This window comes from Enterobacter sp. DN, from assembly GCF_046054285.1.
Taxonomy (GTDB): domain Bacteria; phylum Pseudomonadota; class Gammaproteobacteria; order Enterobacterales; family Enterobacteriaceae; genus Enterobacter; species Enterobacter hormaechei_C.
Genome location: NZ_JBJJTG010000001.1, coordinates 368,025 through 394,585, shown reverse-complemented (window position 1 = coordinate 394,585; position 26,561 = coordinate 368,025). Strand labels below are relative to the sequence as shown.

24 protein-coding genes and 3 pseudogenes are annotated in these 26,561 nt (G+C 50.7%); 24 read left to right on the top strand and 3 right to left on the bottom strand.

All coding sequences use genetic code 11. The features are described from left to right. The first annotated feature begins 202 nt into the window (after window positions 1-202). The 21 genes and pseudogenes from ACJTMZ_RS01825 to dbpA all read left to right on the top strand — a co-directional run bounded on the left by ACJTMZ_RS01825 (window position 203) and on the right by dbpA (window position 22,759). Window positions 203-2,134: a DUF3274 domain-containing protein gene (locus ACJTMZ_RS01825; protein WP_047365116.1), complete on the top strand. Its 1,932-nt coding sequence runs from the start codon at window positions 203-205 to the stop codon at window positions 2,132-2,134. After that, entirely contained in the window at window positions 2,135-2,395 is a 261-nt protein-coding gene (locus ACJTMZ_RS01820; protein WP_072056831.1) for a PAAR domain-containing protein, read from the top strand. After that, window positions 2,361-2,957, top strand: a pseudogene (locus tag ACJTMZ_RS01815) (DUF2345 domain-containing protein); the annotation flags it as partial. The gene ACJTMZ_RS01820 and the pseudogene ACJTMZ_RS01815, both read left to right, overlap by 35 nt. A 1-nt stretch (window position 2,958) precedes the next feature. After that, window positions 2,959-3,783 (top strand): hypothetical protein, encoded by an 825-nt coding sequence (locus ACJTMZ_RS01810; protein ID WP_233093796.1) that lies wholly within the window; start codon window positions 2,959-2,961, stop codon window positions 3,781-3,783. Window positions 3,784-3,815: 32 nt separating this feature from the next. Continuing rightward, entirely contained in the window at window positions 3,816-4,007 is a 192-nt protein-coding gene (locus tag ACJTMZ_RS01805) for a hypothetical protein (RefSeq protein ID WP_252010625.1), read from the top strand. Then, window positions 3,997-4,542, top strand: a complete 546-nt coding sequence (locus ACJTMZ_RS01800; protein WP_126291594.1) for a hypothetical protein — start codon at window positions 3,997-3,999, stop codon at window positions 4,540-4,542. Before ACJTMZ_RS01805 ends, ACJTMZ_RS01800 begins: the two co-directional genes overlap by 11 nt. A gap of 198 nt (window positions 4,543-4,740) precedes the next feature. After that, the gene (locus ACJTMZ_RS01795; protein ID WP_252010624.1) at window positions 4,741-5,931 is read left to right on the top strand and encodes a DUF3274 domain-containing protein; all 1,191 of its coding nucleotides are present in this window, start codon (window positions 4,741-4,743) and stop codon (window positions 5,929-5,931) included. An 88-nt stretch (window positions 5,932-6,019) separates the two neighbouring features. Continuing rightward, window positions 6,020-6,283: a PAAR domain-containing protein gene (locus ACJTMZ_RS01790; RefSeq protein ID WP_032648447.1), complete on the top strand. Its 264-nt coding sequence runs from the start codon at window positions 6,020-6,022 to the stop codon at window positions 6,281-6,283. Then, window positions 6,283-7,713 (top strand): hypothetical protein, encoded by a 1,431-nt coding sequence (locus ACJTMZ_RS01785; RefSeq protein ID WP_015570423.1) that lies wholly within the window; start codon window positions 6,283-6,285, stop codon window positions 7,711-7,713. Before ACJTMZ_RS01790 ends, ACJTMZ_RS01785 begins: the two co-directional genes overlap by 1 nt. A gap of 5 nt (window positions 7,714-7,718) precedes the next feature. Beyond that, window positions 7,719-11,117, top strand: coding sequence for an ImcF-related family protein (locus tag ACJTMZ_RS01780; protein WP_252010622.1), 3,399 nt, complete (start codon window positions 7,719-7,721; stop codon window positions 11,115-11,117). Further along, window positions 11,117-12,718, top strand: coding sequence for a type VI secretion system protein TssA (gene tssA, locus ACJTMZ_RS01775; protein WP_045907285.1), 1,602 nt, complete (start codon window positions 11,117-11,119; stop codon window positions 12,716-12,718). The genes ACJTMZ_RS01780 and tssA overlap by 1 nt, the downstream gene beginning before the upstream one ends. A 41-nt stretch (window positions 12,719-12,759) precedes the next feature. Then, window positions 12,760-14,514: a type VI secretion system baseplate subunit TssF gene (tssF, locus tag ACJTMZ_RS01770; protein WP_047056871.1), complete on the top strand. Its 1,755-nt coding sequence runs from the start codon at window positions 12,760-12,762 to the stop codon at window positions 14,512-14,514. Continuing rightward, a pseudogene (gene tssG / locus ACJTMZ_RS01765) lies at window positions 14,478-15,563 on the top strand (type VI secretion system baseplate subunit TssG). Before tssF ends, tssG begins: the two are co-directional and overlap by 37 nt. Next, window positions 15,541-16,086, top strand: coding sequence for a type VI secretion system lipoprotein TssJ (gene tssJ / locus ACJTMZ_RS01760; protein ID WP_047056867.1), 546 nt, complete (start codon window positions 15,541-15,543; stop codon window positions 16,084-16,086). Before tssG ends, tssJ begins: the two are co-directional and overlap by 23 nt. After that, window positions 16,086-16,541 carry a type VI secretion system baseplate subunit TssE gene (tssE, locus tag ACJTMZ_RS01755; protein WP_015570427.1) on the top strand — a complete coding sequence of 152 codons (456 nt, stop codon included), beginning with the start codon at window positions 16,086-16,088 and terminating at the stop codon, window positions 16,539-16,541. Before tssJ ends, tssE begins: the two co-directional genes overlap by 1 nt. Window positions 16,542-16,564: 23 nt before the next feature. Then, window positions 16,565-17,881 carry a VasL domain-containing protein gene (locus ACJTMZ_RS01750; protein ID WP_252010620.1) on the top strand — a complete coding sequence of 439 codons (1,317 nt, stop codon included), beginning with the start codon at window positions 16,565-16,567 and terminating at the stop codon, window positions 17,879-17,881. A 28-nt stretch (window positions 17,882-17,909) separates the two neighbouring features. After that, a complete protein-coding gene (locus ACJTMZ_RS01745; RefSeq protein WP_047056865.1) occupies window positions 17,910-18,398 on the top strand; it encodes a hypothetical protein in 489 nt (162 codons plus the stop codon). Between the two features lie 297 nt (window positions 18,399-18,695). Continuing rightward, on the top strand, window positions 18,696-19,826 hold the full coding sequence (locus tag ACJTMZ_RS01740; protein ID WP_252010619.1) for a methyl-accepting chemotaxis protein: 1,131 nt from the start codon (window positions 18,696-18,698) through the stop codon (window positions 19,824-19,826). 90 nt (window positions 19,827-19,916) lie between these two features. Then, window positions 19,917-20,900, top strand: coding sequence for a zinc transporter ZntB (gene zntB / locus ACJTMZ_RS01735; RefSeq protein ID WP_017382256.1), 984 nt, complete (start codon window positions 19,917-19,919; stop codon window positions 20,898-20,900). A gap of 281 nt (window positions 20,901-21,181) precedes the next feature. Next, a complete protein-coding gene (locus ACJTMZ_RS01730) occupies window positions 21,182-21,328 on the top strand; it encodes a hypothetical protein (protein WP_275427718.1) in 147 nt (48 codons plus the stop codon). A gap of 57 nt (window positions 21,329-21,385) precedes the next feature. Next, a complete protein-coding gene (gene dbpA / locus ACJTMZ_RS01725; protein ID WP_017382257.1) occupies window positions 21,386-22,759 on the top strand; it encodes an ATP-dependent RNA helicase DbpA in 1,374 nt (457 codons plus the stop codon). A 43-nt stretch (window positions 22,760-22,802) separates the two neighbouring features. On the opposite strand, the gene ttcA is transcribed toward dbpA, so the two are convergent. After that, on the bottom strand, window positions 22,803-23,738 hold the full coding sequence (gene ttcA, locus ACJTMZ_RS01720) for a tRNA 2-thiocytidine(32) synthetase TtcA (protein WP_001186974.1): 936 nt from the start codon (window positions 23,736-23,738) through the stop codon (window positions 22,803-22,805). A 49-nt stretch (window positions 23,739-23,787) separates the two neighbouring features. Beyond that, a pseudogene (locus ACJTMZ_RS01715) lies at window positions 23,788-23,985 on the bottom strand (site-specific integrase); the annotation flags it as partial. Between the two features lie 70 nt (window positions 23,986-24,055). On the opposite strand from ACJTMZ_RS01715, the gene ACJTMZ_RS01710 reads away from it, so the two are divergent. The 3 genes from ACJTMZ_RS01710 (at window position 24,056) to ACJTMZ_RS01700 (ending at window position 25,029) form a co-directional block, all read left to right on the top strand. Beyond that, window positions 24,056-24,187, top strand: coding sequence for a hypothetical protein (locus ACJTMZ_RS01710; protein ID WP_017693355.1), 132 nt, complete (start codon window positions 24,056-24,058; stop codon window positions 24,185-24,187). A 219-nt stretch (window positions 24,188-24,406) separates the two neighbouring features. After that, window positions 24,407-24,604: a hypothetical protein gene (locus tag ACJTMZ_RS01705; protein ID WP_000790642.1), complete on the top strand. Its 198-nt coding sequence runs from the start codon at window positions 24,407-24,409 to the stop codon at window positions 24,602-24,604. Window positions 24,605-24,606: 2 nt separating this feature from the next. Beyond that, window positions 24,607-25,029 (top strand): GFA family protein, encoded by a 423-nt coding sequence (locus ACJTMZ_RS01700; RefSeq protein WP_032669728.1) that lies wholly within the window; start codon window positions 24,607-24,609, stop codon window positions 25,027-25,029. Between the two features lie 34 nt (window positions 25,030-25,063). Here the strand turns inward: ACJTMZ_RS01700 and ompC are convergent, their stop codons facing one another. Beyond that, on the bottom strand, window positions 25,064-26,191 hold the full coding sequence (gene ompC / locus ACJTMZ_RS01695) for a porin OmpC (RefSeq protein WP_017382260.1): 1,128 nt from the start codon (window positions 26,189-26,191) through the stop codon (window positions 25,064-25,066). Window positions 26,192-26,561 lie beyond the last annotated feature (370 nt).

Here is a 26,561-nt window from a genome sequence, read left to right as displayed (position 1 = left end):
TATATTCTCTTGTAATTGGTAGCATCTTATATATTTTTATTGGCTTTTTGCATAAACCTATTGATGGTGGGTGGAAAAAAGCAGGCAAGTGGTGTATGTGTGTGGTTTTATCATATTTAATTATATATATCCTTCAATCACATGGTGTCCCAGTAATAAGATAAGTGGCGGCTTGTCTAATAGATAAAAAAGGATGCTTCTAATGAGTGAAAAAACAGATACAACCAGGGCTTTAGAGTTAAAGTATGACGACAATGGAAAACCTTCATGGCGTTCATGCCCTTCTCATAAAAATATAAAGGTCCGCGGAGGATGTGATTTACCTCCTCATCTCCCTGGTTTGATAATACTCGTCCATGGGGTTAACTCAACAGGTGAATGGTATCAAAATGCGGAAGAGTCTCTCTGCAAAGGATTAAATGACAGGTTAGGGCTCAATGGTTCTCAATTTGAATTGAAGCCGAACAAATATAGTACAGATTGTGAGAAGGAGGAAGGGAAAAGTAACTCGTCACCTTCACCTTTAGCTCGTAGAAAACTTATTGAAAATTCTGAGCGCTCTCCAATCATTCGATTCTATTGGGGGTATTCTTCTGTGAGGGGGGAAGAGGATAAATATATTATCCCGTTAGCTAATGCGGATGGTGAAGATTATCATGAAATGAAAAGAACAGGTATAAAACAAGATGACATTCAAAAAAAAGGGCCATATATATGGGGAGGTGGCCCATTCCAAAATGGCACGAATAACTTACACTCGCTTTGGAGTGACTATGGATTCGATGAGAATCTGGCGGGAATCTCTGGAGCAAAACTTCAGTATCTCAATGAAGATAAAGATAGACTTTTAACAAATGCTCCACCAAGAAAATACTATTCACATGCAGCTAAGAGATTAGCAGATCTTTTAGACCTTATCCGGGATAAATATCCAAATGATACGGTTAGTATTATCTCTCATAGCCAAGGGACAATGATTTCGCTAGCCGCAGTCGCATTAGCAAAAAAAGGGCCAGATACTCTTTTTATATTAAACTCCCCTTATGCAATGCATAATAGCCAGCTTAATGAGCTTTCAATTCCTCAGAAAGAGAGAATTTCTCCAAGCGGACGCGAAAATACATTATCATCAATAATTGAAAAAATTGCAAAGCAATCCACGCATCTGTCTTCTGTGGGTTATAAAGGGTTATGTGTAGGCAAGTTTACTGATAAAACGAATTGGAAGCCTGAAGGTGAGAATGTAATACGGGCTGGAAAAATACAAGAGCGTGATAATCATGGCAGAACGTATATTTATTTTTGCCCTCATGACCGAGTGATGGGGTCATTACCGCTTCGCTCGATAGGGTGGCAAGGGCTACCTAATGATAAAAATGGTAATCCACATCCATTAATTGTGAAATTTAAAAATAATTTGTACCAGAGGATGTTGGCCAGGAATACGCCATGCGGTTCTTATCCTGATAAGCAGACACCATTTGGTACTTTACCTGATGGAAAACCATTTTGGGATGATGATGGTGATAAATATCAAAGTAGTAGCATTACATATCCTGACCCTCCAAAATGGCAAACAGTGTTTGTAAATGCAGAGAAAGTCCCTGAGCCTATTAATCCCAGTGAGTTGGCCGAATTTGACGAAACCAGAGTAGGTAAAGAGCATGGCTCAAAACAACAGGATGGGTGGGGTGAGATAGCCCCTAAAACTGGAAAGAAAAATGACAATACATATGATAACTATGTCAATTTATATCCAAACCAAGATGTCGTAATCGGCTATAAGGAGCTTCCAAGTGGTTATGTGCAAGAGATAACAAGGAAGGAAACTTTCGAAGAAAAAGATAAAAGGTTACGAACTTATGTTTCTCAACCAACAGATCACAGCACACTGCCCGGAAACAAGGAATTTATGACCAGAGTAGTAGCTTATGATTTACCGATAGGTTACTGCGATGCTACATGGGATAAAGAATTTCTTTCAACGCTCCGATATCTTGCTGATTGGACCACTGGCGCAGACCCTTATATGAACACTGGGGTTGTTGAAAGAATTAATGAACCTTCAATGATAAGTCGGGAAACGGGTATCGAGGAAATTATTCGAGAAAAGGCAAAGGAGTATGGTTATTAAATGAGTAGATACGTCGTTGTTTTAGGGGATGCCACTACGCATGATGGTAAAGTTACATCAGCCTCATCCAGTTTCGATATAGCCGGTAAAAATGCCGCACTTTTGAATGATACCGTCAGTTGCCCGGAACACGGTATGAATAAAATTATTGAATGCGATGTTTCTGCGTATGAAGAAAACGGGCATGGAATTATATTGCATGGCTGCAAGACGCAGTGTGGTGCGAGTGTCATTGCAAGTTATGCAGCTATCAGTCAGTGATAATCTTACGCTGACAGCGGGTAAACAGCTGGATGTTGGTGCGCAGAAGGACTTTACGCTGGCGGCCGGTAAACAACTCAGCCTGTACAGCCGTGAAGGGGCAAAACTGTTCAGCTCGCAAAACGATATTGATATTCAGGCGCAGGGCGGAAACATCACCACATGGTCCACACAGGATACGCATATTTCAAGCGGCAGGAAAATAGTCATTACAGCACAGGACGAGCTGACGCTGATATGCGGTGGCGGCTACATCAAAATCAAAGGCGGGAATGTTGAGATTGGTGGTCCGGGTAAGCTGCCGATTAAGAACGCGGGTATCAGGAAAGCGGACATAGGCAGTATGCAGGGGGTGATGAAGTCGTTTGAACCTTCTACGTTTGATGAGAAATTTGTCATCAGAAATGCGCTGACAAAAGAACCTATACCAGGTAAAGCGTACAAAATCACCATGCCAGATGGTTCTGTTGTTTCCGGTATTACAGATGCTTCTGGAGCAACGTCACTCAATTCTTCTGATGTTATCGGCAATATGATTATCAGCTTAGTAAAGGCGAATTAAGATGAGATGGAATCAGTCAGACAGGAAAGTCCTTACAATTATAGCCATTATTGGTGTATTCCTGTATGCCATTTATAAAGGCTTACAGTTCCTGGCAGGAGCCAGTATGGGAGCCAGTTTTGGGGTGGGTCTGGGAGGAATGAGCGGTTCTCAGAAGGTAGAAGAGTCACGAAAAGTTGAAACAGATGCTCCTGCTCAAATTATTTATCGCATAGATAAAAATCGATACCTGACGCTGGAAAACTACATATCCTGTGATAGGGGTGGACAAGTATATTACAATGACTCTCAGAGGGGAATAAAAACACACCTGGGATGGGATAACGATTTTTATGATTTCTCATATCGCCGGGGAAATAATATTGCGGCTTATCAAGGCTCTATTATTAATGGGGCGGATAATGGTTATCTGGCATTCCCTGGCGCATCTACCAGACAATATTGTGGTAGTGGAAGGTCAGAAACAGGTTGCCCTGTGTTTTTCTTCTTTTCAGCAGATCATGGGAACACATTTATATATAAAATTGTAGCTATGGAATACAGCACCCCAGAACGTTTTAGTCAGCTTAAAGTAGTAGTGGCTAATGATGGTGTTTATCTAAGGGATGAGTCTAAAACGGAGGATAGCTATTCTCGCCCTACAGGTCTCAATGACCTTAGCTCAGTGAATAAATTAAGGTTTTCTGACGGCAATTTAATCAGTGTTTATGATGACTGGCAGAAAAAAATTGATGAGTTAGTGAAAGAAGAACTGATAAGAAAAAAATGCCCTATGCAAACGAGTATGGACCTAGATTTCATATATTCGACTATCTCAGAACATTAACGCCACCGAAAACACATGAGGAAAGGAATTTAATGGCAAACGAATTGTCTGAAATCCAGATTAGGATTGAAGATGAAGTTTATAAAGATGGAATTAAATTTCCGAAGCCTTCAACGTCAAGTATTGATGTTAAATATCAATGTAATAAAAATATTAAAGCTAAAGCCATCACATATACTAATGAGTCAAATGGGAAAAAGGAGGTGGTGAAAAATGAACAATAATTATGAACCTGTTCGGGAACTTGAATGTAAGTTTGATGATAATGGGCATCCTTCCTGGCGTTCATTTCCCTCTCATAAAAATTGCCAAATCAGAGGTGGGTGTGATTTACCTCCACATTTGCCTGGAATTATTATTCTTGTACATGGTGTTAACTCGACAGGAGAATGGTTTTCATTTGCTGAGGACAAAATTTGTGAAGGCCTGAATAAGAGACTTGGATTAAAAGGGACTGATTATAAACTGGTGGCTAATAAATATTTTTCTGATGAAAAAATAGAGATTGAACCTCTTATAGAAAGAGATTTGCCTGCGCCTAAGAAGGAAACCTCTCCAGTCATTCGCTTTTACTGGGGGTATGCTTCACCTAAAGGTAATGAAGATAAATATGATATACCGTTAGCCAATAGGAAAGGCGTTGATTACCATCACTTAAAAAGGCAAGGCATGCCTCATGAAAATATTATTGCTCAGGGGCCATTTTTCTGGGGCGGCGGGCCATTCCAGAACGGTACAAATAATCTGCACTCTTTATAGAGTGAGACAGGGTTTAAAGAGAGAGTAGCAGGTATCAAAGTCCAGTGGTTTAATGAAGACAAAGATCGCCTGTTAACCAATGCGCCACCGCGAAAATACTACGCGCATGCTGCAAAACGCCTTGCAGACCTGGTTGACAGTATTCGTAATAAATATCCCAAAGATACAGTAACCATTATTTCTCACAGCCAGGGAACCATGGTTGCAATGGCTGCGGTAGCGATAGCCAGGAATACACCTGATGCATTATTTGTACTTAATTCTCCTTATGCACTGGATCATAACGATCTTAATGGGGCGTCACTTCCGGCAGATGAGTGCATTTCGCCAGAAGGGCGGCAGAATACGTTATCTGCCATCATTGATAAGGTGGCTTCCAGAAAAAATCATTTATCATCACTGGGCTATGAAGGGCTTTGTGTCGGACAGACGGCAGATAAAAAGAACTGGCGACCAGATGTCGCTCTTGCCAGTGAAAGTGGCAGCAGTCTTGCCGAACGAGATAACCACGGACGCACTTATATTTACTTCTGTCCTCATGATCGAGTTATGGGGTCACGTCCGCTACGCTCAATTGGCTGGCAGGGATTACCCAATAATTCTCAGGGGCAGCCTCATCCTCTGCTGAAAAAGCATCAGGGAAATTTATTTCAGCGCATGCTGGCTCGCAGTACTCCATGTGGCGAAGCGCCAAATCCCGCAACACCTTTTGCAAAATTGCCGGATGGTAAACCGTTCTGGGATGATAAAGGCGACAAGTATCAAAGCAGTAGTTTCACCTATCCAGATCCTCCGGAATGGCAAACGGTTTTTATTAATGCCGAAAAGGTACCTGAACCTATAGATGCTGCAAAATTAGCTAATTTTGATGTATCACGTGTTGGAGCTGAACACGATGACAGACAGATAGATGGCTGGGGGGAAATTAATCCGGATAAAAATCTAAAAAACGACAATACCTATGACAATTACATCAATTTATACCCCAATCAGGATATTGTGATTGGATTTAAAAATGTGGGAACTGAATCTGAGCCCCGAATGGTGCCTGTGACCCGTAAGGAGACATTTGAAGAAAAGGATCTTCGCATAAGAACCTATGTTTCTCAGCCCACGGATCATAGTACTCTTCCTATGCGTGCTGATTTCATGTCTCAGGTGGTGGCATATGATTTACCGATTGGGTATTGCGATGCAACCTGGGATAAAGAATTTATGGCAGATTTACGGCGAAAAGCGGACTGGACGCAGGGAGAGGATCCTTATCTCTCCAGTGGAGAGCCAGACAAAGTACCTGAACCTGATTTAATTAGTCAGGACACTGTTGTTGATGAATTTTATAAAGAGCAAAGTAAGCTGCCAGCATATAGAGCTGTAAATAAAGCATAAACACACTTCGGTAGGTTGTTGTTCAGTGAGTTTGCTAAAATTCAACGCTATATAGTCAGTTGTTTTCTTCGAATTAAAGGATTAGCAAATGGGGAAATTTGTCGTCGTTTTAGGGGATGCCACTACGCATGGTGGCAAAGTCACATCAGCCTCATCCAGTTTCGATATATCCGGTAAAAATGCCGCACTTTTGAATGATACTGTCAGTTGCCCGGAACACGGTATGAATAAAATTATTGAATGCGATGTTTCTGCGTATGAAGAAAACGGGCGTGGAATTGTATTGCATGGCTGCAAGACGCAGTGTGGTTCGAGTGTCATCGCAAGTATGCCGGATATGGAGGTTGGCTGATGGGATGGTCTCTGCCGGAAGTGCCTGAAAAAGAGCAGGCACCATCCTGGTCACCGTGGAACTGTCTGTTGATTATTATTCTCGGACTTTTCACCGGGCTGCTTGTTGCTGTACTGAAATCTCCGGCGACAGGGTTACTTTCATTGAGCAGTGGGGCCTGGTTGCCACTGACGGCCTGGACATTTGCGGGCATTTCGGCTGCCATCGCGGTCTACACTTTCAGGCAGGAAATGCTGGCAGTTCGTGTCTGGAACTGGAATGAGTGGTGCCGGAACATGCGTCTGAAGTGGCGCTTACGTGCACAACAGCATCTTGTCATTCTCAGCCATGTTTTCATTACTGCCGATACGGGACTGTTAGATCGTCTCGCACATACGCAGGAAGAGGAAAGTGCAGACACATCGCCTCTCACGATGTTGCCAGACGAACCGCTTACACCCGGTATTTCACGTTTTGAGCAGCTGCTTCGTCATCTCATTGCTCAGATAATGCCCTCGATTCGGCGGCGATATCCTTCCGGCCCACTCCAGATTATTGTTCAGACCAACGGTAGCGACAAAGACCGTGAATCTCAGTCATTCTATCGTATCTGGTCAGCAGGTTCCCCTCCCTGGAAAGCTGAGATTCATTTTCAGGACGCAGACTCATCCTTTGATGGCTGGAATCAGTTTGTGGCGTCAACAAAGCGGCCCGTACTGGTACTGGCAATGCACTATCGTTTGCCCAATGATGTTCTGCCGGAATTTGCCAGCGCGTTATTTTTGATGCCACCATCGATGCTGAATCTGGGTGAGCAAAAAAATGCGTTACGGCTTTTCCGGGCGATGCCGCTCAACACCCGTATGCTTGCAACGGAACTCACTGAATTACGGGAAATGGCCCTCACGCCTGCCAGCAAGAAACACCTTGTCTGGCACAGTGGGCTCTCAGATGCGCCACGACAGTCAGTGAGCAGGGTGCTGAATGATCTGTCGGTTCCTTTGTACGATAGCATTGGCACTGGCGGTGTCATTGACTATGACACCGCCAGTGTCCGGTATGGCGGTCTTGCTGGCTGGGCAATGACTGGCGCTGCGGCTGAGATGGCTGCTTATGGCCCCGCCAGCCAGTGGCTTCTTCTCGAAGGTGAAGACGATGCCTGGGCTGTGTCGCTCGGAAACGCCGTTCCTGCAGTCGGGCATGATCATTTCGTGATTCAGCCTCCCTTTCCCGGGGGATCTGTTCTTATGGCATTACTGCTTAATGCTGGGCTGTACAGTCTGATGATCCGCTATTTCCCTTCAACTGCATTCTCCTGGGCAGGGATCTCTCTTCTTCTGCTTTCAATGATTGTGACATTGCCTGGGCTGGCCATTTTGCTGAGACGAATTACAGCCCGTCTTCAGCGCCCGGAATTTATCAGGGTTGCACGACACTCCGGAAAGGAATAACCGGCATGAAAAAGGTTTCAAAGCCACTGGGAGCAGGACTACTTATCGTGGCAGTTCTGCTGATGATACTCTTTATTTTTGCACAGACAGCGCAGTTACCGTCCGGTAGCGGTGACGATAATTTCTGGTATGTGCTGGCAGGTTGCATCATTCTGACCGCCACATTATGCACCCTGGTGTTCTTTACGTTGTCCAGGCAACAAAATCCCTCTCCCGTTACGCCTGATGGTGAAAACAATCCCAACGAAGAAAGCGCGTCGGATCAATATGATTTTTCAGCACTGAGCAGGAATCTCAGAAGGCGGCACTCGTTCTTCTGGCGGCGTAAAGTCCGCCTGCTGCTGATCACCGGCGATGAAGCCGCGATTGAGCAATTGGTACCCGGCCTGCAACAGCAGCAGTGGCTTGAAGGCAACCGCACCGTGCTGATTTATGGCGGCAGCCTGGCATCGGAGCCTGACCGCGAAAAATACACAGCGCTGCGTAAACTACGCCGCGGGCGCCCTCTGGACGGGATTATCCGTGTACTGCCCGAGTCGCTTAAGCTGACCCCACATATCAGCGACAGCGATTTACGCGGCCTGGAAAAAATCAGCGAACTGCTGCGTTATTCCGCTCCGGTCTGGCTGTGGCAACTGTGCAGCAGTCACTGGTCGCAGGGTACGCGTCCTGAGCAGGCGGTAGGCGCAAGCTTTCCACCACGCGCAAAAGAAGACGATGTGATCCGCCAGCTGGAACTGATGCTGCCGGCCCTGCGGACGCAGGGGATGAGTCAGGTCGCGGAAAACAGCAGCCACGACTTCCTGCTGCGCCTGAGCCAGCACCTGAACGACGGTGCTATTGCCCGCTGGGCTCAGCAGTTGCAGCCATGGCTCTTTGTTTCTCAGCAGCGCGTCCCGCTGCGTGGTCTGATGTTCAGCCTGTCGGAGAAGAAACCTGCCGGAATGTCAGCGGGAACAGCCGACGCTGAGAATTATGGATCACAGCGTCATGCCCTGACTCTGCCAGCAACCTGGCAGGGTATTGTTGACGACTGCACCCGCATACGTGGCCGTCGTGTCGGTATGCCGTGGGAACGGGCGATGGCCTGGGCACTGATGGCCATCATCAGTGTCTGGGGGGTAGGGACGCTGCTGTCGTTTGCGGTCAACCGGTCACAAATCGTTTCTGTTGCACAGCAGGCTCATGCTCTGGTGGAGCACCCTTCTGTATCTGATTACCAACTGACTGCCCTGCATGCTTTGCGTAATGATGCCGGTCGCCTGCTGCACCATATTCAGGACGGCACGCCATGGTATCAGCGCTTTGGTCTGGACCATGATCAGCAGTTGCTTGACGCAATGCTGCCCTGGTACGGGGTGGCGAACAACCGTCTGATACGTGACCCGGCAAATGAAGCGCTTAAGCAGAAGCTCATTGCGCTGGTCAATTCGGCACCCAACAGCGACCAGCGGACACAGATGGCGAAACCGGGTTATGACCAGTTGAAAGCCTGGCTGATGATGACCCGGCCGGATAAAGCTGATGGTGCATTCTACGCGCAAACCATGAAAACCGTGCAGCCGACGCGTTTAGGCATCTCAGCTGGCCTGTGGCAAAGCCTGTCACCAGATTTGTGGGCTTTCTACATCACCGAACTGCCAGCGCAGCCACAGTGGAAAACCACACCGGATGCGCAACTGGTCAGCCAGAGCCGCCAGGTGCTGTTGCAGCAAATTGGACGGCGCAACGCGGAAAGTACGCTGTACGAGAACATGCTCAAATCCGTGCGTCGTAACTTCGCCGATGTGTCTCTGGAGGACATGACCGGCGGTACCGATGCCCGTCGCCTGTTTACCACCGATGAGGTGGTGCCGGGCATGTTCACCCGTCAGGCCTGGGAGGGAGGTATTCAGCAGGCCATTGAGAAAGCGGCGAACTCCCGCCGCGATGAAATTGACTGGGTGCTGAGCGACAGCCGGAAAGCCGTCTCCTCAGACCTGTCGCCGGAAGCACTGAAAGCACGTCTGACGGAACGCTACTTCACCGACTTTGCCGGTAGCTGGCTGAGCTTCCTCAACAGCCTGCAACTTAATCCGGCAAACAATATTGCAGACGTCACCGACCAGCTGACGCTGATGAGTGATGTTCGCCAGTCACCGCTGATTGCCCTGATGAACACCCTCGCCTGGCAGGGGCAGACCGGCCAGAAGAGTGAAGGCCTGTCGGACTCCATCATCAAATCGGCTAAAGACCTGGTAGGCGGGAAGGACAAACCGGTAATTGACCAGTCAGCCTCAGGCCCGCAGGGCCCACTGGATGAAACCTTTGGACCGTTGCTGGCACTTATGGGTAAAAACAAAGGCAGCAATGTTATGTCGGCTGACAACTCACTGAGCCTGCAAACGTATCTTACCCGTATCACCCGTGTGCGTCTGCGTCTGCAACAGGTCGCCAGCGCCTCTGACCCTCAGGAAATGATGCAGAGCCTGGCGCAGACCGTGTTCCAGGGCAAAAGCGTGGACCTGACCGACACCCAGCAGTACGGCAGCCTGATTGCTGCAAGCCTGGGCGAAGAGTGGAGTGGTTTTGGCAGCACCATGTTTGTGCAGCCACTGACCCAGGCCTGGGAAACTGTGCTTCAGCCATCGGCAGCGAGCCTGAATGACAAATGGAGTCGCTCCGTGGTGGCGAACTGGCATACGGCATTTGACGGACGTTTCCCATTCGCTATCAGCAAGAGTGATTCCTCTCTGCCAATGCTGGCTGAGTTTGTGCGTAAGGACAGCGGACGCATTGAGCGCTTCCTGACCACGGAACTCGGCGGTGTGCTGCATAAGGAGGGCAGCCAGTGGGTGCCGGATAAGGTTAATAGCCAGGGGCTGAGCTTTAATCCAGCCTTCCTGCGGGCGATTAATCAGCTCAGCCAGCTATCGGATATCTTATTTACCGACGGCAGTCAGGGCATCAGTTTTGAGCTACAGGCGCGTCCGGTACCGCAGGTGGTAGAAACGCAACTGACTATTGATGGACAAAAGCTGCACTACTTCAACCAGATGGCAGACTGGCAGAGCTTCCGTTGGCCTGGTGACACCTACAAGCCCGGAACCATGCTGACATGGACCACCGTCAATGCGGGCGCACGTCTGTTTGGTGATTACAGCGGAACCTGGGGCTTTATTCGTTGGCTGGATGAAAGTAAGAGAGAGCAGCTAGACCGCAGTCAGTGGATGATGAGTTTTACCGCCCCGGATGGTCGGACCCTACAGTGGGTACTGCGTTCACAACTGGGCAGTGGGCCGCTGGCGTTACTGGCACTGCGGGGTTTTACGCTGCCAGATCAAATATTCAGCGTCGACAGCGCGGCTATGGCGCAGGCGCTGATGACCAACACAGAAAATAGTGACATGGACGGAGTCGAATAATGGACGCTTTGCTGAATCTGGTTGTTGCCTGCCAGGCGGATGAAACCTTGCTGCGACAGCAGGCGCAGTCACGTATGGAAAGCTGGCAGCGCTGGCTTACCCCTATCAGTGAGATCAATCCTACAGGAGAAGACCCGGGTTATGACGATGATTTCCAGCGTATCCGGGAGGAGGTCAATAAACTTTCCGGCATTGATACCGGGCTGATTTGCCAGCTGGCTGAAAAGGTGCTGACCACAGAGGCCAAAGATGTCCGGGTTGCTACTTACTATTGTTGGGCGCGCTTGCACCAGGACGGTGAAACCGGGTTTGCTGAAGGGCTTGAGTTACTGGCGGGATTACTAACCCAGTATGGAACACAGCTCCATCCTCAGCGCGAGCGAAGCCGTAAACCGGCGCTGGAGTGGCTCGCAGGCTCTCGTCTACTTGACAGCCTGTTACTCTGGCCAGAAGTGGTACGCGACGATGCCCAGCGTACGACCGGTGCGTTGCTGCTCATCCGAGACAGTCTTGAAACTGAGCCGGAAGCGTCACGTCCAGATCTGAGTGCCCTGTACAGCGCGCTGGGATCCCGCCTGATGAAAGCCGGTGGCGTGGATGCGGTAATACCCCAGAATGCCAGCAGTCAGACACGCCCGCAGTCGGCATCTCACACGGCAGAACAGGACGCGCCAGTGCTGAGCCGCATCACGTCCGGTCAGGATTTGCTGGCTCAGGCCCGAACCCTAACGGGATATTTGCGTGAGCAACCTGATGGCTGGCTTGCCGCACACCGGCTGATGAAAAGTCTGCGTCACGACACGCTAAGAGCAATCCCGGCACCGGATGCCGAAGGGAAAACGCGCATCGAACCGCCGCGGGCTGACCAGCGTGCAATGCTTAAACGGCTGTATTTGCAACAGAGCTGGCTGGAGATACTGGAACAAGCGGACAGCACTTTCTCGCGTGGCGCCAATCATCTCTGGCTGGATTTGCAGTGGTACATCCATCAGGCCCTGATTAAATCAGGCCAGGATGTGCTGGCCGATATCATTACCGCTGACCTGAAAGGGCTGCTGCGGCGCCTTCCTGGACTTGAAACGCTGGCCTTCAATGACGGCACACCCTTTGCTGATGAGGTCACGCTGAACTGGATAAACCAGAGCGTGCTCGACGAGATGTCCAACTGGCGGGATGAGTCTGTCAGTGCCTTGAGTGAAACTGGCAACGATATTCTGGCCCTTGAACCGGAAGCACTGGAGAAAGCTGACACGGATGGTCTGGATGCCACACTCCACTGGCTGCAAACGCGCCCGGGCACCGACACCACAAAAGACAAATGGTTGGTGCGCCTGCTGATGGCACGTGTGGCGGAGCAGAAGGGTAGGAATGAACTGGCCCTGCATCTGCTGGGTGAACTTGACGGTGCAGCACAGGCCATCACCCTCACTCAGTGGACACCGGCGCTGTTGTTTGAAGTGAAATCGCGCCGCCTCAGGCTGCTGCGTATGAAAGCCGCCCGCAGTGAAACCGATAAGTCACGGCTTCAGCCAGAGATGGACCAGCTTCTGGCGGGCCTGATTGCCCTTGACCCGGCAGGCTGTGCGGTACTTTGCGGGTAAAGCGACTGACATACCTTTAAAACACACATATTCAGGTTCTTATGGACGACTTAACCCTGCGTTATTACGACGCTGAAATGCGCTACCTGCTGGAAGCCGGCGAAGAATTTGCCCGCGCTCACCCTGAACAGGCGGCAATGCTCAATCTCGATAAAGCGGGCGCGCGCGACCCGTACGTGGAGCGACTGTTCGAGGGCTTTGCCTTTCTGATGGGCCGCCTGCGTGAGAAGCTTGATGACGACCTGCCTGAACTGACTGAAGGGCTGGTCAGTCTGCTATGGCCGCATTACCTGCGCACTATTCCCTCGATGTCGGTGGTGGAGTTCACTCCTGTCTGGCGTGAGATGAAAGAACCGATGCGTATTGCCAGAGGTTTCGAGGTCAATTCGCGGCCGATCGGTGAAAAAGGCACGCGTTGTCGCTACACCACAACTAAAGAGATAACCCTTCAGCCACTGGCGTTGGAGCATGCCCGCCTGTCGACTGATCCTGACGGGCGCTCTGTCATCAGCCTGCGCTTCAGTTGTAGCCATCTTGCTGACTGGAGCCGTGTCGATCTCAGCCAGATCCCGTTCTATTTCAACGCTGACGCACCGCTGGCCTGCGCTATGCATGAAGCTTTTACCATGAATACTGCGCGTCTGTGGCTGCGCATGCCGGGCGACATGGACAGAAGGCCGATGGACGGGTATTTCACCGCACTGGGGTTTGGTGATGATGACAGGCTGTGGCCGAAGGGGGACAGCAGTTTCAGCGGTTACCAGTTGCTGCTGGAGTACTTCACCTTTCGCGAGAAATTCATGTTTACGGGGCTGCGCGGGCTGGAGAGCGTGGTCTTTCCGGCTGAGATCCCGTGGTTTGAAATCGACGTGGTGCTGGCGGAACGCTGGGAGCATGACTTCAGCTTTACCGAAAAGCACCTGCGCCTGAATTGCGTGCCGGTCATTAACCTGTTCCCGCTGGAATCCGATCCGCTGACGCTCAATTCTCTGCAAACCGAATACATGCTGCGCCCGATGCGCGTGCAGGATGGCCATACCGAGATATATACCGTGGATTCGGTGATGTCATCGAGCCAGCACACCTACGTGCCGTTTTCGAGCTTCCGTCATAAGGGAGGAATGATGCGTCATGAAGCACCGGAATATTACTACCACACCCGCGTGCGTCGCGGTCCGTCCGGCCTGCATAACACCTGGCTCATCCTTGGCGGCGAAGCATTTGATAATCATACCGTCCCGGAAGACGAAAGCCTGTCGCTGACGCTCACCGGCACCAATGGTCAACTGCCACGACGTGCGCTGCAAAGCACCGTGCTTGATACGGTGATGAAAACCACTTCGGTCAGCATTGCCGTGCGCAACCTGTGTGCGCCGACGCTGCCTTGTTACCCACCGGCGCAGGACCGTTTCCACTGGCGCGTGCTGAGTCACCTTGGCAGCGGATTTCTGTCGATGATGGATAATGCCGACGTGCTGCGCGGTACCCTGGCGCTGTATGAATGGACCGACAGCGAGATGAACCGTCGCCGCCTGGAAGCCATCCTCGAGGTGAAGCACAGTGAAACGGAGCGCTTTGAACAGGGCTACCTGGTCCGTGGCGTGCAGATTGAAGTCACGCTGGACAGCAATGGCTTTGCCGGACGCGGCGACATCTGCCTGTTTGGCGAGATGCTGAGCCGATTCTTTGCGCTATACACTGACATCTATTTGTTTAACCGCCTGATTATCATTCTGCAACCGACCGGAGAACGCCTGGAATGGGAAGAGAAGCACAACCGCCGCATTCCCGGCTGAGCCCACGGCTGGAAGCCGACCTGCATCGTATTAACTTTTACCGTTTATGCCAGTTGCTGGAGAAGTGTAACCCGGGCAGGCCGCTGATGGGCTCGACCAGTCACCCGGGCGATGACCCGGTACGCTTTGCCCCACATCCAGGGATGGGATTTCCGGCCAGTGAGCTGAAAGCCGTGGAGTATGATGAGGATGATGACAGCCGGCCACCACTCATCCGCACGACCTTTATGGGAATGTACGGTGTCGACTCACCCTTGCCGATGGTGTATCTCGATGACATCGCTCAGCGTCGGGAAGGGCATGACGCACTACAGGGTTTTCTGGATATCTTCAGCCATCGCATTCTGACGCAGTTTTACCGTATCTGGCGTAAATACTCTTATCCGGCCACCTTTGAACCCGGTGGTACGGACAGCATCTCGCAGTCACTGCTGGGCCTGGTGGGGTTGGGTATTCCCGGCACAGCAGACCACATTGCCACACCGGTATCCCGTTTTCTGGCTCTGCTGGGTGTTCTACAGCAACCGGGCAAAACTCAGGAGGGAATGCAGGCGCTGGTGACGTTGCTGGCCCCGGATACCACCGTGAGGGTCAGTCCATACTGCCTGCGGCCGGTGGAAATTGGTTAGCCGCTGGGCTTTTACGGTGATGACGATTTTCTGCTGGACGGCAACACGCCACTGGGTGACGAAGCGATGGATGCGGGTAGCCAACTGCTGGTTGCGCTTACAACGGATAATGAACAGGAGGCACAGGGCTGGAAGCCGGACGGTCTGCTGTATCAGGATTTTCTGGTCATGCTGCGGGTATATCTTGGCTGGCGTTTTAAGGCGAAGATCACCCTGACCACCCGGACCCGACTGCTGGCTGTTCCGCCACTTGGCGAAGGCCCTCTCTGGCTCGGGATGAACGGCGTGCTGGGGGCTGATGAGGGGGAACTTAAAGACGATATCCCACCGACCTTTACGACGGAACTGGGCTATTACACCGGCCTGAAGCTGGCAATACCACAACAAGGAAACCGACGTGTTACGTACAAGTTTGATTAAATCCGCAGGCTGGTTGCCTGCACTGCTGGCGTTCAGCCTGACGGGGTGCGGGATGACGCAGGGTATCACCGATGGCACCAAATCGGCATTTAACGCCGTGTTCTACAAAAAAATTAAGATGCTGCACCTGGATTTCACGGCGCGTGAAGCGCTAAACACCGATTCCCGCGAAAGTAACTCACTCTCCGAGCCGGTGGTAGTTCGTGTCTATCAGCTGAAAGACCGTAAAATCTTCGATAAAACGGTTTACCAGCAACTACTGAAAGATGGCGAAACTATCCTGAAAACCGACCTGATGGCGACCCGCGATGTGGTCGTAAAACCGGGCGGTGATACAAATCTTGATATGCCAATGGAAGAAGAAACGCAGTTTGTCGCGGTAGTCGGCCTGTTTCGTCACCCGGACCTGGTCAACAATACCTGGAAGCAGGTTCTAAAACGTGAAGATCTCGATCCGGATAAGCCGCGCATTCTGGAGGCCGGGAATAACCACCTGACGTTACAGCCATTGAAGGATGACTGATGCCTAAGGGACATAATACGCCATCGCTGTATGAAATGCTGAGCGGTAATTTCTCAGGTGGCCTGAGCCTCAACCAGGTCAGCGAACAGAATCAGGTGATTTTATCAGTACTCGATAACATGCAGCGCATCCTCAACTGCCGCGCCGGTACGCTGGCTCACTTGCCGGACTACGGCCTGCCGGATATGACAAAAATCCTCCAGGGAATGCCCGGTACCGCCCATCAGCTGATTACCACACTGTCGGCCATATTGCTGAAATATGAGCCGCGCCTGAGCCGGATTAACGTGGTGATGCAGGAACAGATTCAGCCCGGTGAACTCCGCTACGCCATTGATGCGGAGCTGAAGGGGGTCGGGCTGGTGCGCTACGGCACGGAATTTATGCCCGAGGGCAGGGTATTAATCCGTCATCTGAAACAACAGCAATACCTCGATGCACGAGCCGCCATCTAGTTATTACTCAGGTTAAAACAGTTATGACAATAAATTCTGAACGCCAACTTAAAACCGGCGGGGATCCGCGCACGCTTGCGGATTACGCTGCCTTGCGCGACGAAATGAACAAGCTCACCCATCCGGCACGCCCGGATGTTAACTGGCAACACGCGGAAACGCTCTGTCTGTCACTGTTCGAGCATAACGGTGTGGAGCTACAAACGGCTGCCTGGTATACGCTCGCCCGCACGCATCTCGCCGGACTCTACGGCATGAATGAAGGGCTGGGGCTACTGGCTGCACTGGTCGTCCGTCAGTGGGGTAGCCTCTGGCCACAGCCTGTCCATGCGCGAGTTGAAATCCTCAGCGCACTGAGCAAACGCCTGCAACAGGTGGTGAGAACGCTGACGTTGACGTATGCCGATTTAGGGCAGCTTTATCAGGCTGAGGAGAATCTGAACGCTCTGAGTGACATGTTGCAGCGCCTCGAACTTAAGCATGCTGCTCAGCTTGATGCCCTGCGCACGATGATGCAGAACGCAGCAGTGCGTCTGGAAAACAGTGATAATACGGGCGTGAGTCTGCCGGGTAACACGATGGGGGCCGCGGAACTTGATCTCACCGAACCGACAGAGCGTTGTAAATGGGTTTATGTGGTTCAGCCCGAGCCGTTGCCGAATAAAGAGCCTCCTGTACCCGTGAAGCAGTGGAAGCCATTTGCTGCGGGTATGTTGTTCATGCTGGTGGCAGCCAGCATTGTCGCAGTGGGATGGCAGACGATGCATGCGCCAGATTCGGCGCAAATGCAGCTGGCTGCGACTCTGGCTCCTTTACCTGAAGGACTCTCTACAGCACAGTTGCAGGCGCTGCAACAAACGTCACCGCCACCTGAACCGGGGATCAGCAAGACACAGCAGCTGTTAGCGCAGCTTTTACACCTGAAACCAGACTGGGCAGTAAGCTACGGCGACCGTCTGGTGCAGCAGGCGCTGACGCTGTGGCCAGAAGAGGCCAAACCCCTGGCACAACAGTGGCACAAGCAAATTAGCGTTTCCGGACTTGCAGAGTCAGAGCTGAATGGCTGGCATCAGGGAATGACGCAGTTACAGCAGTTGACGAACAGGCTAAACGCGCTGGATGAACAGAAGGGGAAGTACATGACGGTCAGCGAACTGAAATCAGCCGTGTTTGCCATGTCGCAGTCCTTCAGCCATACCGTTCCGCTTGAGGAGCGGCTTCGTCTGCTTTCCATTTTACCTGCCGGGCAACCCCTGTCAGCAGCGCAGCTAAACCAGACCGAACAGCATCTTCAGCAGTTGATTGCCAGCTATGCCCTGCTGAAGCACCAAAAAGAATAATGAGACTGGCGAAAAACACGGAGTTGACATGTCAGCAAGAGAGCGTTTTTTTAAGAAAGTGCAACAGAATATCGGGGACAAACCAATCTATGTTAATACGGCTGAGGCCGAAGTCAGGGCGTTTTGTGAGAGGATGGAGGATCTTGCGCAGCAAATCATTACATGGTTTGAAGGTTCTGGTATTGAAATAATTTTATCTAAAAAACATATCACCGATTTAAGTACGGTTGGCTACAGCCTCAGTAGCGGTATATGTCGTTATGCTATTACGACGATCATTTTGCAAAATGGGGATCGCAGCGTCACCATTATGCCAGAACAGGTGATCAGGGGGCCGGAGAAGGGGTGTGTGACGATGAGTATTAATGTCCCCGATAGTCTGTCGGGGGCGAGGATATTCCATTTAAGCATGGCGCCTGATACAGGCTGGTATATTCGTCGCGGGCATCAAAGTGCAAAAGAGAATATTCTCATGAATGAGGACTGTTTTTTCCAGACTATTGACTATCTGGCCTGAACGTAAGCCACTCTAACGGGAGGGGCGCGTATTAACTACGTTAACTTATTAAGCACCACTAAACAACGGCGCCCTACAGTACCCCTCCTTAAATATATAATTGCCATTTTTGAAGGGGTATCAGCAACCAAACGACAAGCCAGACATTTAGCGTAAAACATGCTTTTTATCCGCCTTAAGTAAAACTGCGCAAATCAAACTGCAAAACAACAAACCAGCGACGAACGTGAGGACAAATTTGTATGGCAATGCTATAACCCTTAATGCCAACCAAAATATAATGCCCCAGGAAAACGTATGCTAAGAAATATTAGTGTCAGAACGTTCATTGTCTATTTCCTTTTATGTGTATTTTTGGTAAGTGATGGAGTTATAGCGCTATTTTCACGGAATTCTTCGCTTTTTATTGCAGTCATAATTGTACAATTCATCGCCTTATTTTTACTCTGGGCGTACATGACCAAATATCTTGTGACGCCGATCAATACTGTGAAAAAAAGTATTGAAGAAGTGACGTCAGGCAAACTTGGCGTGTCGATACCTGAATTTGGCAACAACTGTGCGGGACGACTGATCCCCGGGATTAACAGTCTCTCCAACAACATTGCAACGCTGGTCCGTGAGATCCGCGCCTCCTCGCAAACCGCGATGACCCTGTCAGATCAACTCTCTTCACGCAGCGCGCAGCTTTCCGTCAAAACAGAACAGCAGTCAGCTTCGCTGGTGCAAACGGCAGCAAGCATGGAAGAGATGGCTGTAAGTACAAAAAATAATGCCGACAATACCCGTTTAGCCAGCGAGCAGGCGAATATCGCGACGTTACAGGCGCGTAAAGGCGGAGAATTAATGGGGCAGGTCGCGAACAATATGCAGTCGATTACCGACTGCGCCCAGCAAATGACAGAGATTATCTCGCTGATTGACGGTATCGCTTTTCAGACCAATATTCTGGCGCTTAACGCCGCCGTTGAAGCGGCAAGAGCGGGCGACCATGGTAAAGGGTTTTCTGTGGTTGCGGGTGAGGTGAGAAGCCTGGCGCATCGTAGCGCCGAAGCGGCAAAAAATATTAAGTCACTGATTGAAGTTACCAGCCATAACGTGACGCAGGGCGTTAACGTGGTCTCTGAAGCCGAAAAAAACATGCATGACATTGTTACCGGTTCGGGCAATGTGAGCAGACTGATGGATGAAATATCCGCCTCAACATCAGAACAGGAAAAAGGTATTTCACAAATTACGCAGGCATTGTCAGAGCTTGAACGCGTAACGCAGAGCAACGTGTCGATGGTTGAGGAACTCAATGGGTCGTCAGATGTGCTGCGCAATCAGGTGATTGAGCTCCAGACACGAACACGTAATTTCCGTCTGGAAAATGAGTTCCAGACTGATAATGCATTAAAAAGCCGCGAATGGGCGGTGAATTCCTGAACGTATTCAGGACGATGCCTCACATAATTATTGCTTAACCCTCGGCGAAAGCTAGACTGACACCGAAAGAGATAAAACGGTGGAGGCGCTGTGGAGAGCATTAAAGGGTCTGAGGTTAACGTACCTGACGCAGTTTTTGCATGGGTGTTTGATGGACAAGGCGGCGCAAGGCCGCTTGAAGATCAGGATCACATCGACAGCGAACATCCATGCTGGCTGCACCTCAACTACACGCACCCGGACAGCGCCGAGTGGCTCGCGTCCACGCCGCTATTGCCCAACAACGTTCGGGATGCGCTGGCGGGAGAAAGTCTCAGACCCCGCGTCAGCCGGATGGGTGAGGGGACGTTAATTACGCTGCGTTGTATAAACGGCAGTACGGATGAGCGTCCGGATCAGTTGGTGGCAATGCGTGTTTATATGGATGAACGGCTGATTGTTTCCACCCGCCAGAGAAAAGTGCTGGCGCTGGATGACGTCATTAACGATCTGAAAGAGGGCACGGGGCCTACGGATTGCGGCAGCTGGCTGGTGGATGTGTGTGATGCGCTGACCGATCATGCCAGCGAGTTTATAGAAGAACTTCACGATAAAATCATCGATCTGGAAGATAACCTGCTCGATCAGCAAATCCCCCCACGTGGTTTTCTGGCGCTGCTGCGTAAGCAGCTCATCGTGATGCGCCGCTATATGACCCCTCAGCGCGACGTTTATGCGCGGCTGGCCAGCGAACGCATGAGCTGGATGAACGACGATCAACGCCGCAGAATGCAGGATATCGCTGACCGGCTCGGACGTGGACTGGACGAGATTGACTCATGTATTGCCAGAACGGCAGTCATGGCGGATGAGATAGCCCAGGTAATGCAGGAGTCGTTAGCCAGGAGAACGTACACCATGTCGCTGATGGCGATGGTCTTTTTACCGAGTACCTTCCTGACGGGGTTGTTTGGCGTAAACCTCGGAGGGATCCCCGGCGGTGAATATCACTATGGCTTCACCACGTTTTGCGTCATGTTAGTGGTTTTGATTGGGGGTGTTGCATGGTGGTTGCATCGTAGTAAATGGCTGTAAATTTACGCTTTTCTGAGGCAGAGTCGGCTTCAAAACGACATTTTAATTGAGCGAAGTCAATAAACTCCGACCATGTTAGGTGCAATATTACTCCCGCAGGTGAATGCAACGTCAAGCGATGGGCGTTGCGCTCCATATTGTCTTACTTCCTTTTTTTGAATTACTGCATAGCACAATTGATTCGTACGACGCCGACTTCATAGTCGGCTTTTTTTTTGCCTCCTGTTTATCTGCGTCTACCCTTTAGGGGTCAGCACCCTAATCTGGAGGAAAAGATGAGTATGCTACTTGCCCTGCAACGCCTCAACACCTGGCAGTCCGATCCGGTGCCCACCGATCCGACGCCGATACCCGATCCTGTCCCACGTCCGCAGCCGATGCCGGATCCGCCGCCCGATGAAGAACCGATTAAATTGTCGCATCGTTAGCGCAGATCTGCGAGGATACGCGCCATCTGACTGCAATCATTACCACGAGAGTATATTGTGACCGCTTTTTCCACGCTGAACGTTCTGCCTGAAGCCCAACTGACTAACCTGAATGAGTTGGGCTACCTCACTATGACCCCTGTCCAGGCCGCCGCGCTGCCGGCTATCCTTGAAGGCCGTGACGTGCGCGTGCAGGCGAAAACCGGCAGTGGAAAAACGGCTGCATTCGGGCTAGGCCTGTTACAACACATTGATGCAACCCTGTTTCAGACTCAGTCCCTGATACTCTGCCCGACGCGCGAGCTGGCCGACCAGGTCGCGGGTGAGCTGCGTCGTCTGGCGCGTTTTTTGCCTAACACTAAAATTTTAACGCTCTGTGGCGGGCAACCGTTCGGTGCGCAGCGCGATTCCCTTCAGCACGCGCCGCATATCATTGTGGCAACGCCGGGCCGTCTGCTCGATCACCTGCAAAAAGGCACTGTTTCACTCGATGCACTGCAAACGCTGGTGATGGATGAAGCTGACCGCATGCTGGATATGGGCTTCAGCGATGCGATTGACGAAGTGATCCGCTTTGCCCCAGCCACGCGTCAGACGCTGCTCTTTTCTGCCACCTGGCCCGAGGCGATTGCAGCGATCAGCGGGCGCGTGCAGAAGAACCCGCTGACCATTGAAATCGATACTGTCGATGCGTTACCGGCGATTGAGCAGCAGTTCTTCGAGACATCGCAGCACGGCAAAATTCCACTGCTACAAAAATTGCTGAGCCAACACCAGCCAGCGTCCTGCGTGGTGTTCTGTAATACCAAAAAAGATTGTCAGGCGGTGTGCGATGCTCTGAATGATGCCGGACAGAGCGCATTATCGCTGCATGGCGATCTGGAACAGCGCGATCGCGATCAGACTCTGGTGCGTTTCGCTAACGGCAGCGCTCGCGTGCTGGTTGCAACGGATGTGGCGGCCCGTGGCCTGGATATTAAATCGCTTGAGCTGGTGGTGAATTTCGAACTGGCATGGGATCCGGAAGTGCATGTCCACCGCATCGGGCGTACCGCGCGTGCAGGTAACAGTGGTCTCGCCATCAGCTTCTGCGCACCTGAAGAGGCGCAGCGCGCCAATATTCTTGCGGAAATGCTGCAACTGAAACTCAACTGGGTGAATACCCCTGGTAATATCAGCATCGCTCCGCTGGCGGCGGAAATGGCCACCCTGTGCATCGACGGCGGTAAAAAGGCCAAAATGCGTCCCGGTGACGTTCTGGGGGCGTTAACTGGGGATATCGGTCTCGACGGGGCAGATATTGGCAAGATCACGGTCCATCCTGCGCATGTCTACGTAGCGGTTCGCCAGTCGGTTGCGCATAAGGCCTGGAAACAGTTGCAGGGCGGGAAGATTAAAGGGAAGACCTGCCGCGTTCGACTGCTGAAATAAGCTTAAAACGCGTCTCAGAAACGATATCTGAGACGCTGCCAGGTTACTTGACTTCTACCACGTTCAGGCGCAGTTCATCGAATTGCGCATCCTCTTCCTCTGGCTGCCAGCCAGCAGGCTGCATCGGGATCTCTTCGCGGTCAAACGCCAGATCCCCGCCATTCACCACCTCTGAACCGTGGTTAATCCCTTTGAAATCGAACAGTTCAACGTCGGCAAGGTGCGAAGGCACCACGTTCTGCATGGCGCTGAACATGGTTTCGATGCGGCCCGGATAGCGTTTATCCCAGTCACGCAGCATGTCGCCAATGACCTGACGTTGCAGGTTCGGCTGTGAGCCGCACAGATTGCACGGAATGATAGGGAAGGCTTTGGCCTGGGAGAAACGCTCAATGTCTTTCTCGCGGCAGTAGGCGAGTGGGCGGATCACGATGTGTTTGCCGTCGTCGCTCATCAGCTTCGGTGGCATTCCCTTCATTTTGCCGCCATAGAACATATTCAGAAACAGCGTTTGCAGAATGTCGTCCCGGTGATGACCAAGCGCAATCTTGGTGGCGCCCAGTTCGGTTGCGGTGCGGTACAGAATGCCGCGACGCAAACGTGAGCAGAGCGAGCAGGTCGTTTTGCCCTCTGGGATCTTCTCTTTAACAATGCCGTAGGTATTCTCTTCTACGATTTTGTACTCAACGCCCAGGTTCTCAAGGTACTCCGGCAGGATATGCTCCGGGAAGCCCGGCTGTTTCTGATCGAGGTTAACCGCGACCAGAGAAAAGTTCACCGGTGCGCTTTGCTGTAGATTGCGCAGGATCTCCAGCATGGTGTAGCTGTCTTTACCGCCCGACAGGCAGACCATGATGCGATCGCCTTCTTCAATCATGTTGAAGTCTGCAATGGCTTCGCCCACGTTACGGCGCAGTCGCTTTTGCAGTTTATTCAGGTTGTACTGTTCTTTCTTGTTAATTTCTTGATTTTGTTGCATCTATTCGTTACTCAGATCTCAAATGGGGCACAGGGTGAGGAAAACGATTTCAAAGCGTCAGCTTCGTGTTCATCTCTTCTATCCATGTAGCATAGATTTCATACACCATCTGCGCATGTATGTGCCCCATCTGGTTAGCGATAAAAGACGGGTTTGCGGCTACCGGTAAAAACCAGCATGCGAAAGTGTGTCGTGTATGGTACGGATTGCAGCGCCGAATGCCAGCACGATTTACAAATGAGCTCCACAGGGGAAGTTTGGTTAAGGCTGAAGGGTTGTCTACACTTACAGCTTACGCAGTAAAAACGGAGGTGAAAATGACTGACCGTCCCGTTAATGGTGACCATCCTGATTATAATCCCAGCCCGGATAACCCGGACAAGGATGGAAAAAAACCGAAAGATGATCCTGGCTCAGCGCCTGAATCAGGCGATAAAGATCCAGAGTAATGACCTGCCGCCTTTTCGAAGGCGGTTTTAACACCCATTCGGCCTCTCTATGCGCACCGCTATTCATGTTGTCCTCTTCAACGTTGTCTCATAACCGCTCAGAACCCCTACTGTTTTGCCTGGCGAACAGCTGAGATAAAGCACGGATCTCATTCCCGCGTACCAGCGCGTTTTACAGTTCTCCTGCTACGCTTTTGAGGGGGACAAGGGAGCGCTTCTATGAAAAATAAAGACGAGCAGACAGGATTAGTTGGGCTGGCGATTGGTGCCGCCGTTATCGGGCTGGTTTCATCCCAGAAGATCATCAACCGTGAAAGTATTGTCGCTGAGCTGGTAAGGCTCGGCAGGCAGAAGGGGGATGGAGTCGAAGATGAGGTCTTTTTAAAAGCGGCTGAGTTAGTGAGAAAAGGAGTATAACGATGGCTGACATTCGTCATGCACAGTGTCATTGTGGGGCGGTGAAATTTACGGTTGAGCTGTCGGACGGCCTGAATACCGCTCGTCGATGTAGCTGCTCGTTTTGCAGGATGCGTGGGGCGGTAGTGGTTTCAGCGCCTTTGACGGGCATTAAGGTGACGCAGGGCGCGGACACGCTCACAGAGTACCGTTTCAACACCGGCACGGCGCGCCATTTCTTCTGTTCGATTTGCGGTATTTACACGTTCCATCAACGACGTTCCAATCCCAATGAATATGGTGTGAATGTCGCCTGTCTGGAAAATGTCACGCCATTCGACTTCCCGGAAGTGGTGGTAATGGATGGAGTTAATCACCCTATGGATGGCGACAGCGGAGTATTTGGCTATCTCTCTTTCCGCAAAGAACAGGCGAAACAGCGATAAAAATTAGCCCGCAGATCGCTGCGGGCTAACGGGATTAGAACTGGTAAACCAGACCTAACGCTACAATGTCATCCGTACCGATGCCATTGTTTTTGTAGAACGAATCATCTTCATCCAGCAGGTTGATTTTATAATCAACATAGGTGGACATGTTTTTGTTGAAATAGTAGGTAGCACCGACGTCAGCGTATTTCACCAGATCTTTATCGTCCTGGCCATTGCCCAGGTCTTTACCTTTGGACTGTAAATAGGAAATAGCCGGACGCAGACCGAAATCGAACTGATATTGTGCGGTGACTTCGAAGTTCTGGGTTTTGTTTGCCACCGCATCTGCATTGTCGCCGTACGGCGTCATATTGCGGGTTTCGGAATACATTGCCGCCAGATAAATGTTGTTGGCATCGTATTTCAGACCTGCGGTCCATGCATCCGCAGTATCGCCGCCCGCAGTAGTGTAATTTACCTGATCGTTGGTACGGTCAGATGAAGTATATGCCGCACCTGCGCTGAAGCCCATGCCGAAATCGTAGGTTGCGGATATACCGTAACCGTCACCATTTTCATGACGTGTATCACGACCGTTGTTGGTCCCTTCATTGGTAGAGCAGAAATTCTCGTCGCAGTTATTACCTTCATTATTACCCTGATACTGCACCGCGAAGTTCAGTCCCTGCACCAGACCAAAGAAGTCGGTGTTACGGTAGGTAGCCACGCCGTTTGCACGACCGGTCATAAAGTTATCGGCATAAGTATAAGAGTCGCCACCAAATTCTGGCAGCATATCGGTCCAACCTTCAACGTCGTACAGGACGCCATAGTTACGGCCGTAATCGAAGGAGCCGTAATCGCCCACCTTCACACCGGCGAAGGCCAGACGCGTCCAGGACTGATTGTCAGAACCTTCGGTGTTGTTTGCCTGAATGTTGTATTCCCATTGTGCGAAGCCGGTCATCATGTCGTTGATTTGGGTTTCACCTTTGAAGCCCAGTCGCATATAGGTTTGATCGCCATCTTTAGACGCGTCGTCAGAGAAATAATGCAGACCATCTACTTTGCCATACAGATCCAGTTTATTGCCGTCTTTATTATAAATTTCAGCTGCGTGAGCGGCGCCAGCCATTAACAAAGCGGGGATCATCAGTGCCAGTACTTTTCTTTGCATTTTGATTATTCCTTTGCAGTTATTTTTTTATTACTTCGTGAACTTTCCGGGCTGGAAAGCTGTCCCATGCTAAATCACTCTGACGGCGGATGAATAAAATATAATTGTTACGGGTTAAGTAAAATCTAAACTAAATGATGCGGTAGAAATAACGATTGATGCCATGAATGAATTATTATAATCAATACAAAATAAAAATTATTAATTACGTGGAAAACAAGGTAACCTCCACGCCGTTATATGCCTTTAAGATTTTTTCATCCATAATTCACGTGAATATTGTTCAGAACATTGAGGCAATTTTCACCGATCTTCTGGATTCGCCCGGTGCACGTGCATCGGGCTTTTTTTGGCAAAAAAATGCCCGGAC

Coding starts and splice junctions, on each gene's coding strand:
- ACJTMZ_RS01730 (WP_275427718.1), top strand. CDS start 21,182: ATGCTACTTGCCCTGCAACGCCTCAACACCTGGCAGTCCGATCCGGTG.
- ACJTMZ_RS01700 (WP_032669728.1), top strand. CDS start 24,607: ATGGCTGACATTCGTCATGCACAGTGTCATTGTGGGGCGGTGAAATTT.
- ACJTMZ_RS01780 (WP_252010622.1), top strand. CDS start 7,719: ATGAAAAAGGTTTCAAAGCCACTGGGAGCAGGACTACTTATCGTGGCA.
- ttcA (WP_001186974.1), bottom strand. CDS start 23,738: ATGCAACAAAATCAAGAAATTAACAAGAAAGAACAGTACAACCTGAAT.
- tssF (WP_047056871.1), top strand. CDS start 12,760: ATGGACGACTTAACCCTGCGTTATTACGACGCTGAAATGCGCTACCTG.
- tssA (WP_045907285.1), top strand. CDS start 11,117: ATGGACGCTTTGCTGAATCTGGTTGTTGCCTGCCAGGCGGATGAAACC.
- ACJTMZ_RS01790 (WP_032648447.1), top strand. CDS start 6,020: ATGGGGAAATTTGTCGTCGTTTTAGGGGATGCCACTACGCATGGTGGC.
- ACJTMZ_RS01795 (WP_252010624.1), top strand. CDS start 4,741: ATGGTTGCAATGGCTGCGGTAGCGATAGCCAGGAATACACCTGATGCA.
- ACJTMZ_RS01785 (WP_015570423.1), top strand. CDS start 6,283: ATGGGATGGTCTCTGCCGGAAGTGCCTGAAAAAGAGCAGGCACCATCC.
- ACJTMZ_RS01745 (WP_047056865.1), top strand. CDS start 17,910: ATGTCAGCAAGAGAGCGTTTTTTTAAGAAAGTGCAACAGAATATCGGG.
- ACJTMZ_RS01705 (WP_000790642.1), top strand. CDS start 24,407: ATGAAAAATAAAGACGAGCAGACAGGATTAGTTGGGCTGGCGATTGGT.
- ACJTMZ_RS01800 (WP_126291594.1), top strand. CDS start 3,997: ATGAACAATAATTATGAACCTGTTCGGGAACTTGAATGTAAGTTTGAT.
- tssE (WP_015570427.1), top strand. CDS start 16,086: ATGCCTAAGGGACATAATACGCCATCGCTGTATGAAATGCTGAGCGGT.
- ACJTMZ_RS01820 (WP_072056831.1), top strand. CDS start 2,135: ATGAGTAGATACGTCGTTGTTTTAGGGGATGCCACTACGCATGATGGT.
- ACJTMZ_RS01825 (WP_047365116.1), top strand. CDS start 203: ATGAGTGAAAAAACAGATACAACCAGGGCTTTAGAGTTAAAGTATGAC.
- ompC (WP_017382260.1), bottom strand. CDS start 26,191: ATGCAAAGAAAAGTACTGGCACTGATGATCCCCGCTTTGTTAATGGCT.
- ACJTMZ_RS01750 (WP_252010620.1), top strand. CDS start 16,565: ATGACAATAAATTCTGAACGCCAACTTAAAACCGGCGGGGATCCGCGC.
- ACJTMZ_RS01810 (WP_233093796.1), top strand. CDS start 2,959: ATGAGATGGAATCAGTCAGACAGGAAAGTCCTTACAATTATAGCCATT.
- ACJTMZ_RS01805 (WP_252010625.1), top strand. CDS start 3,816: ATGGCAAACGAATTGTCTGAAATCCAGATTAGGATTGAAGATGAAGTT.
- ACJTMZ_RS01710 (WP_017693355.1), top strand. CDS start 24,056: ATGACTGACCGTCCCGTTAATGGTGACCATCCTGATTATAATCCCAGC.
- ACJTMZ_RS01740 (WP_252010619.1), top strand. CDS start 18,696: ATGCTAAGAAATATTAGTGTCAGAACGTTCATTGTCTATTTCCTTTTA.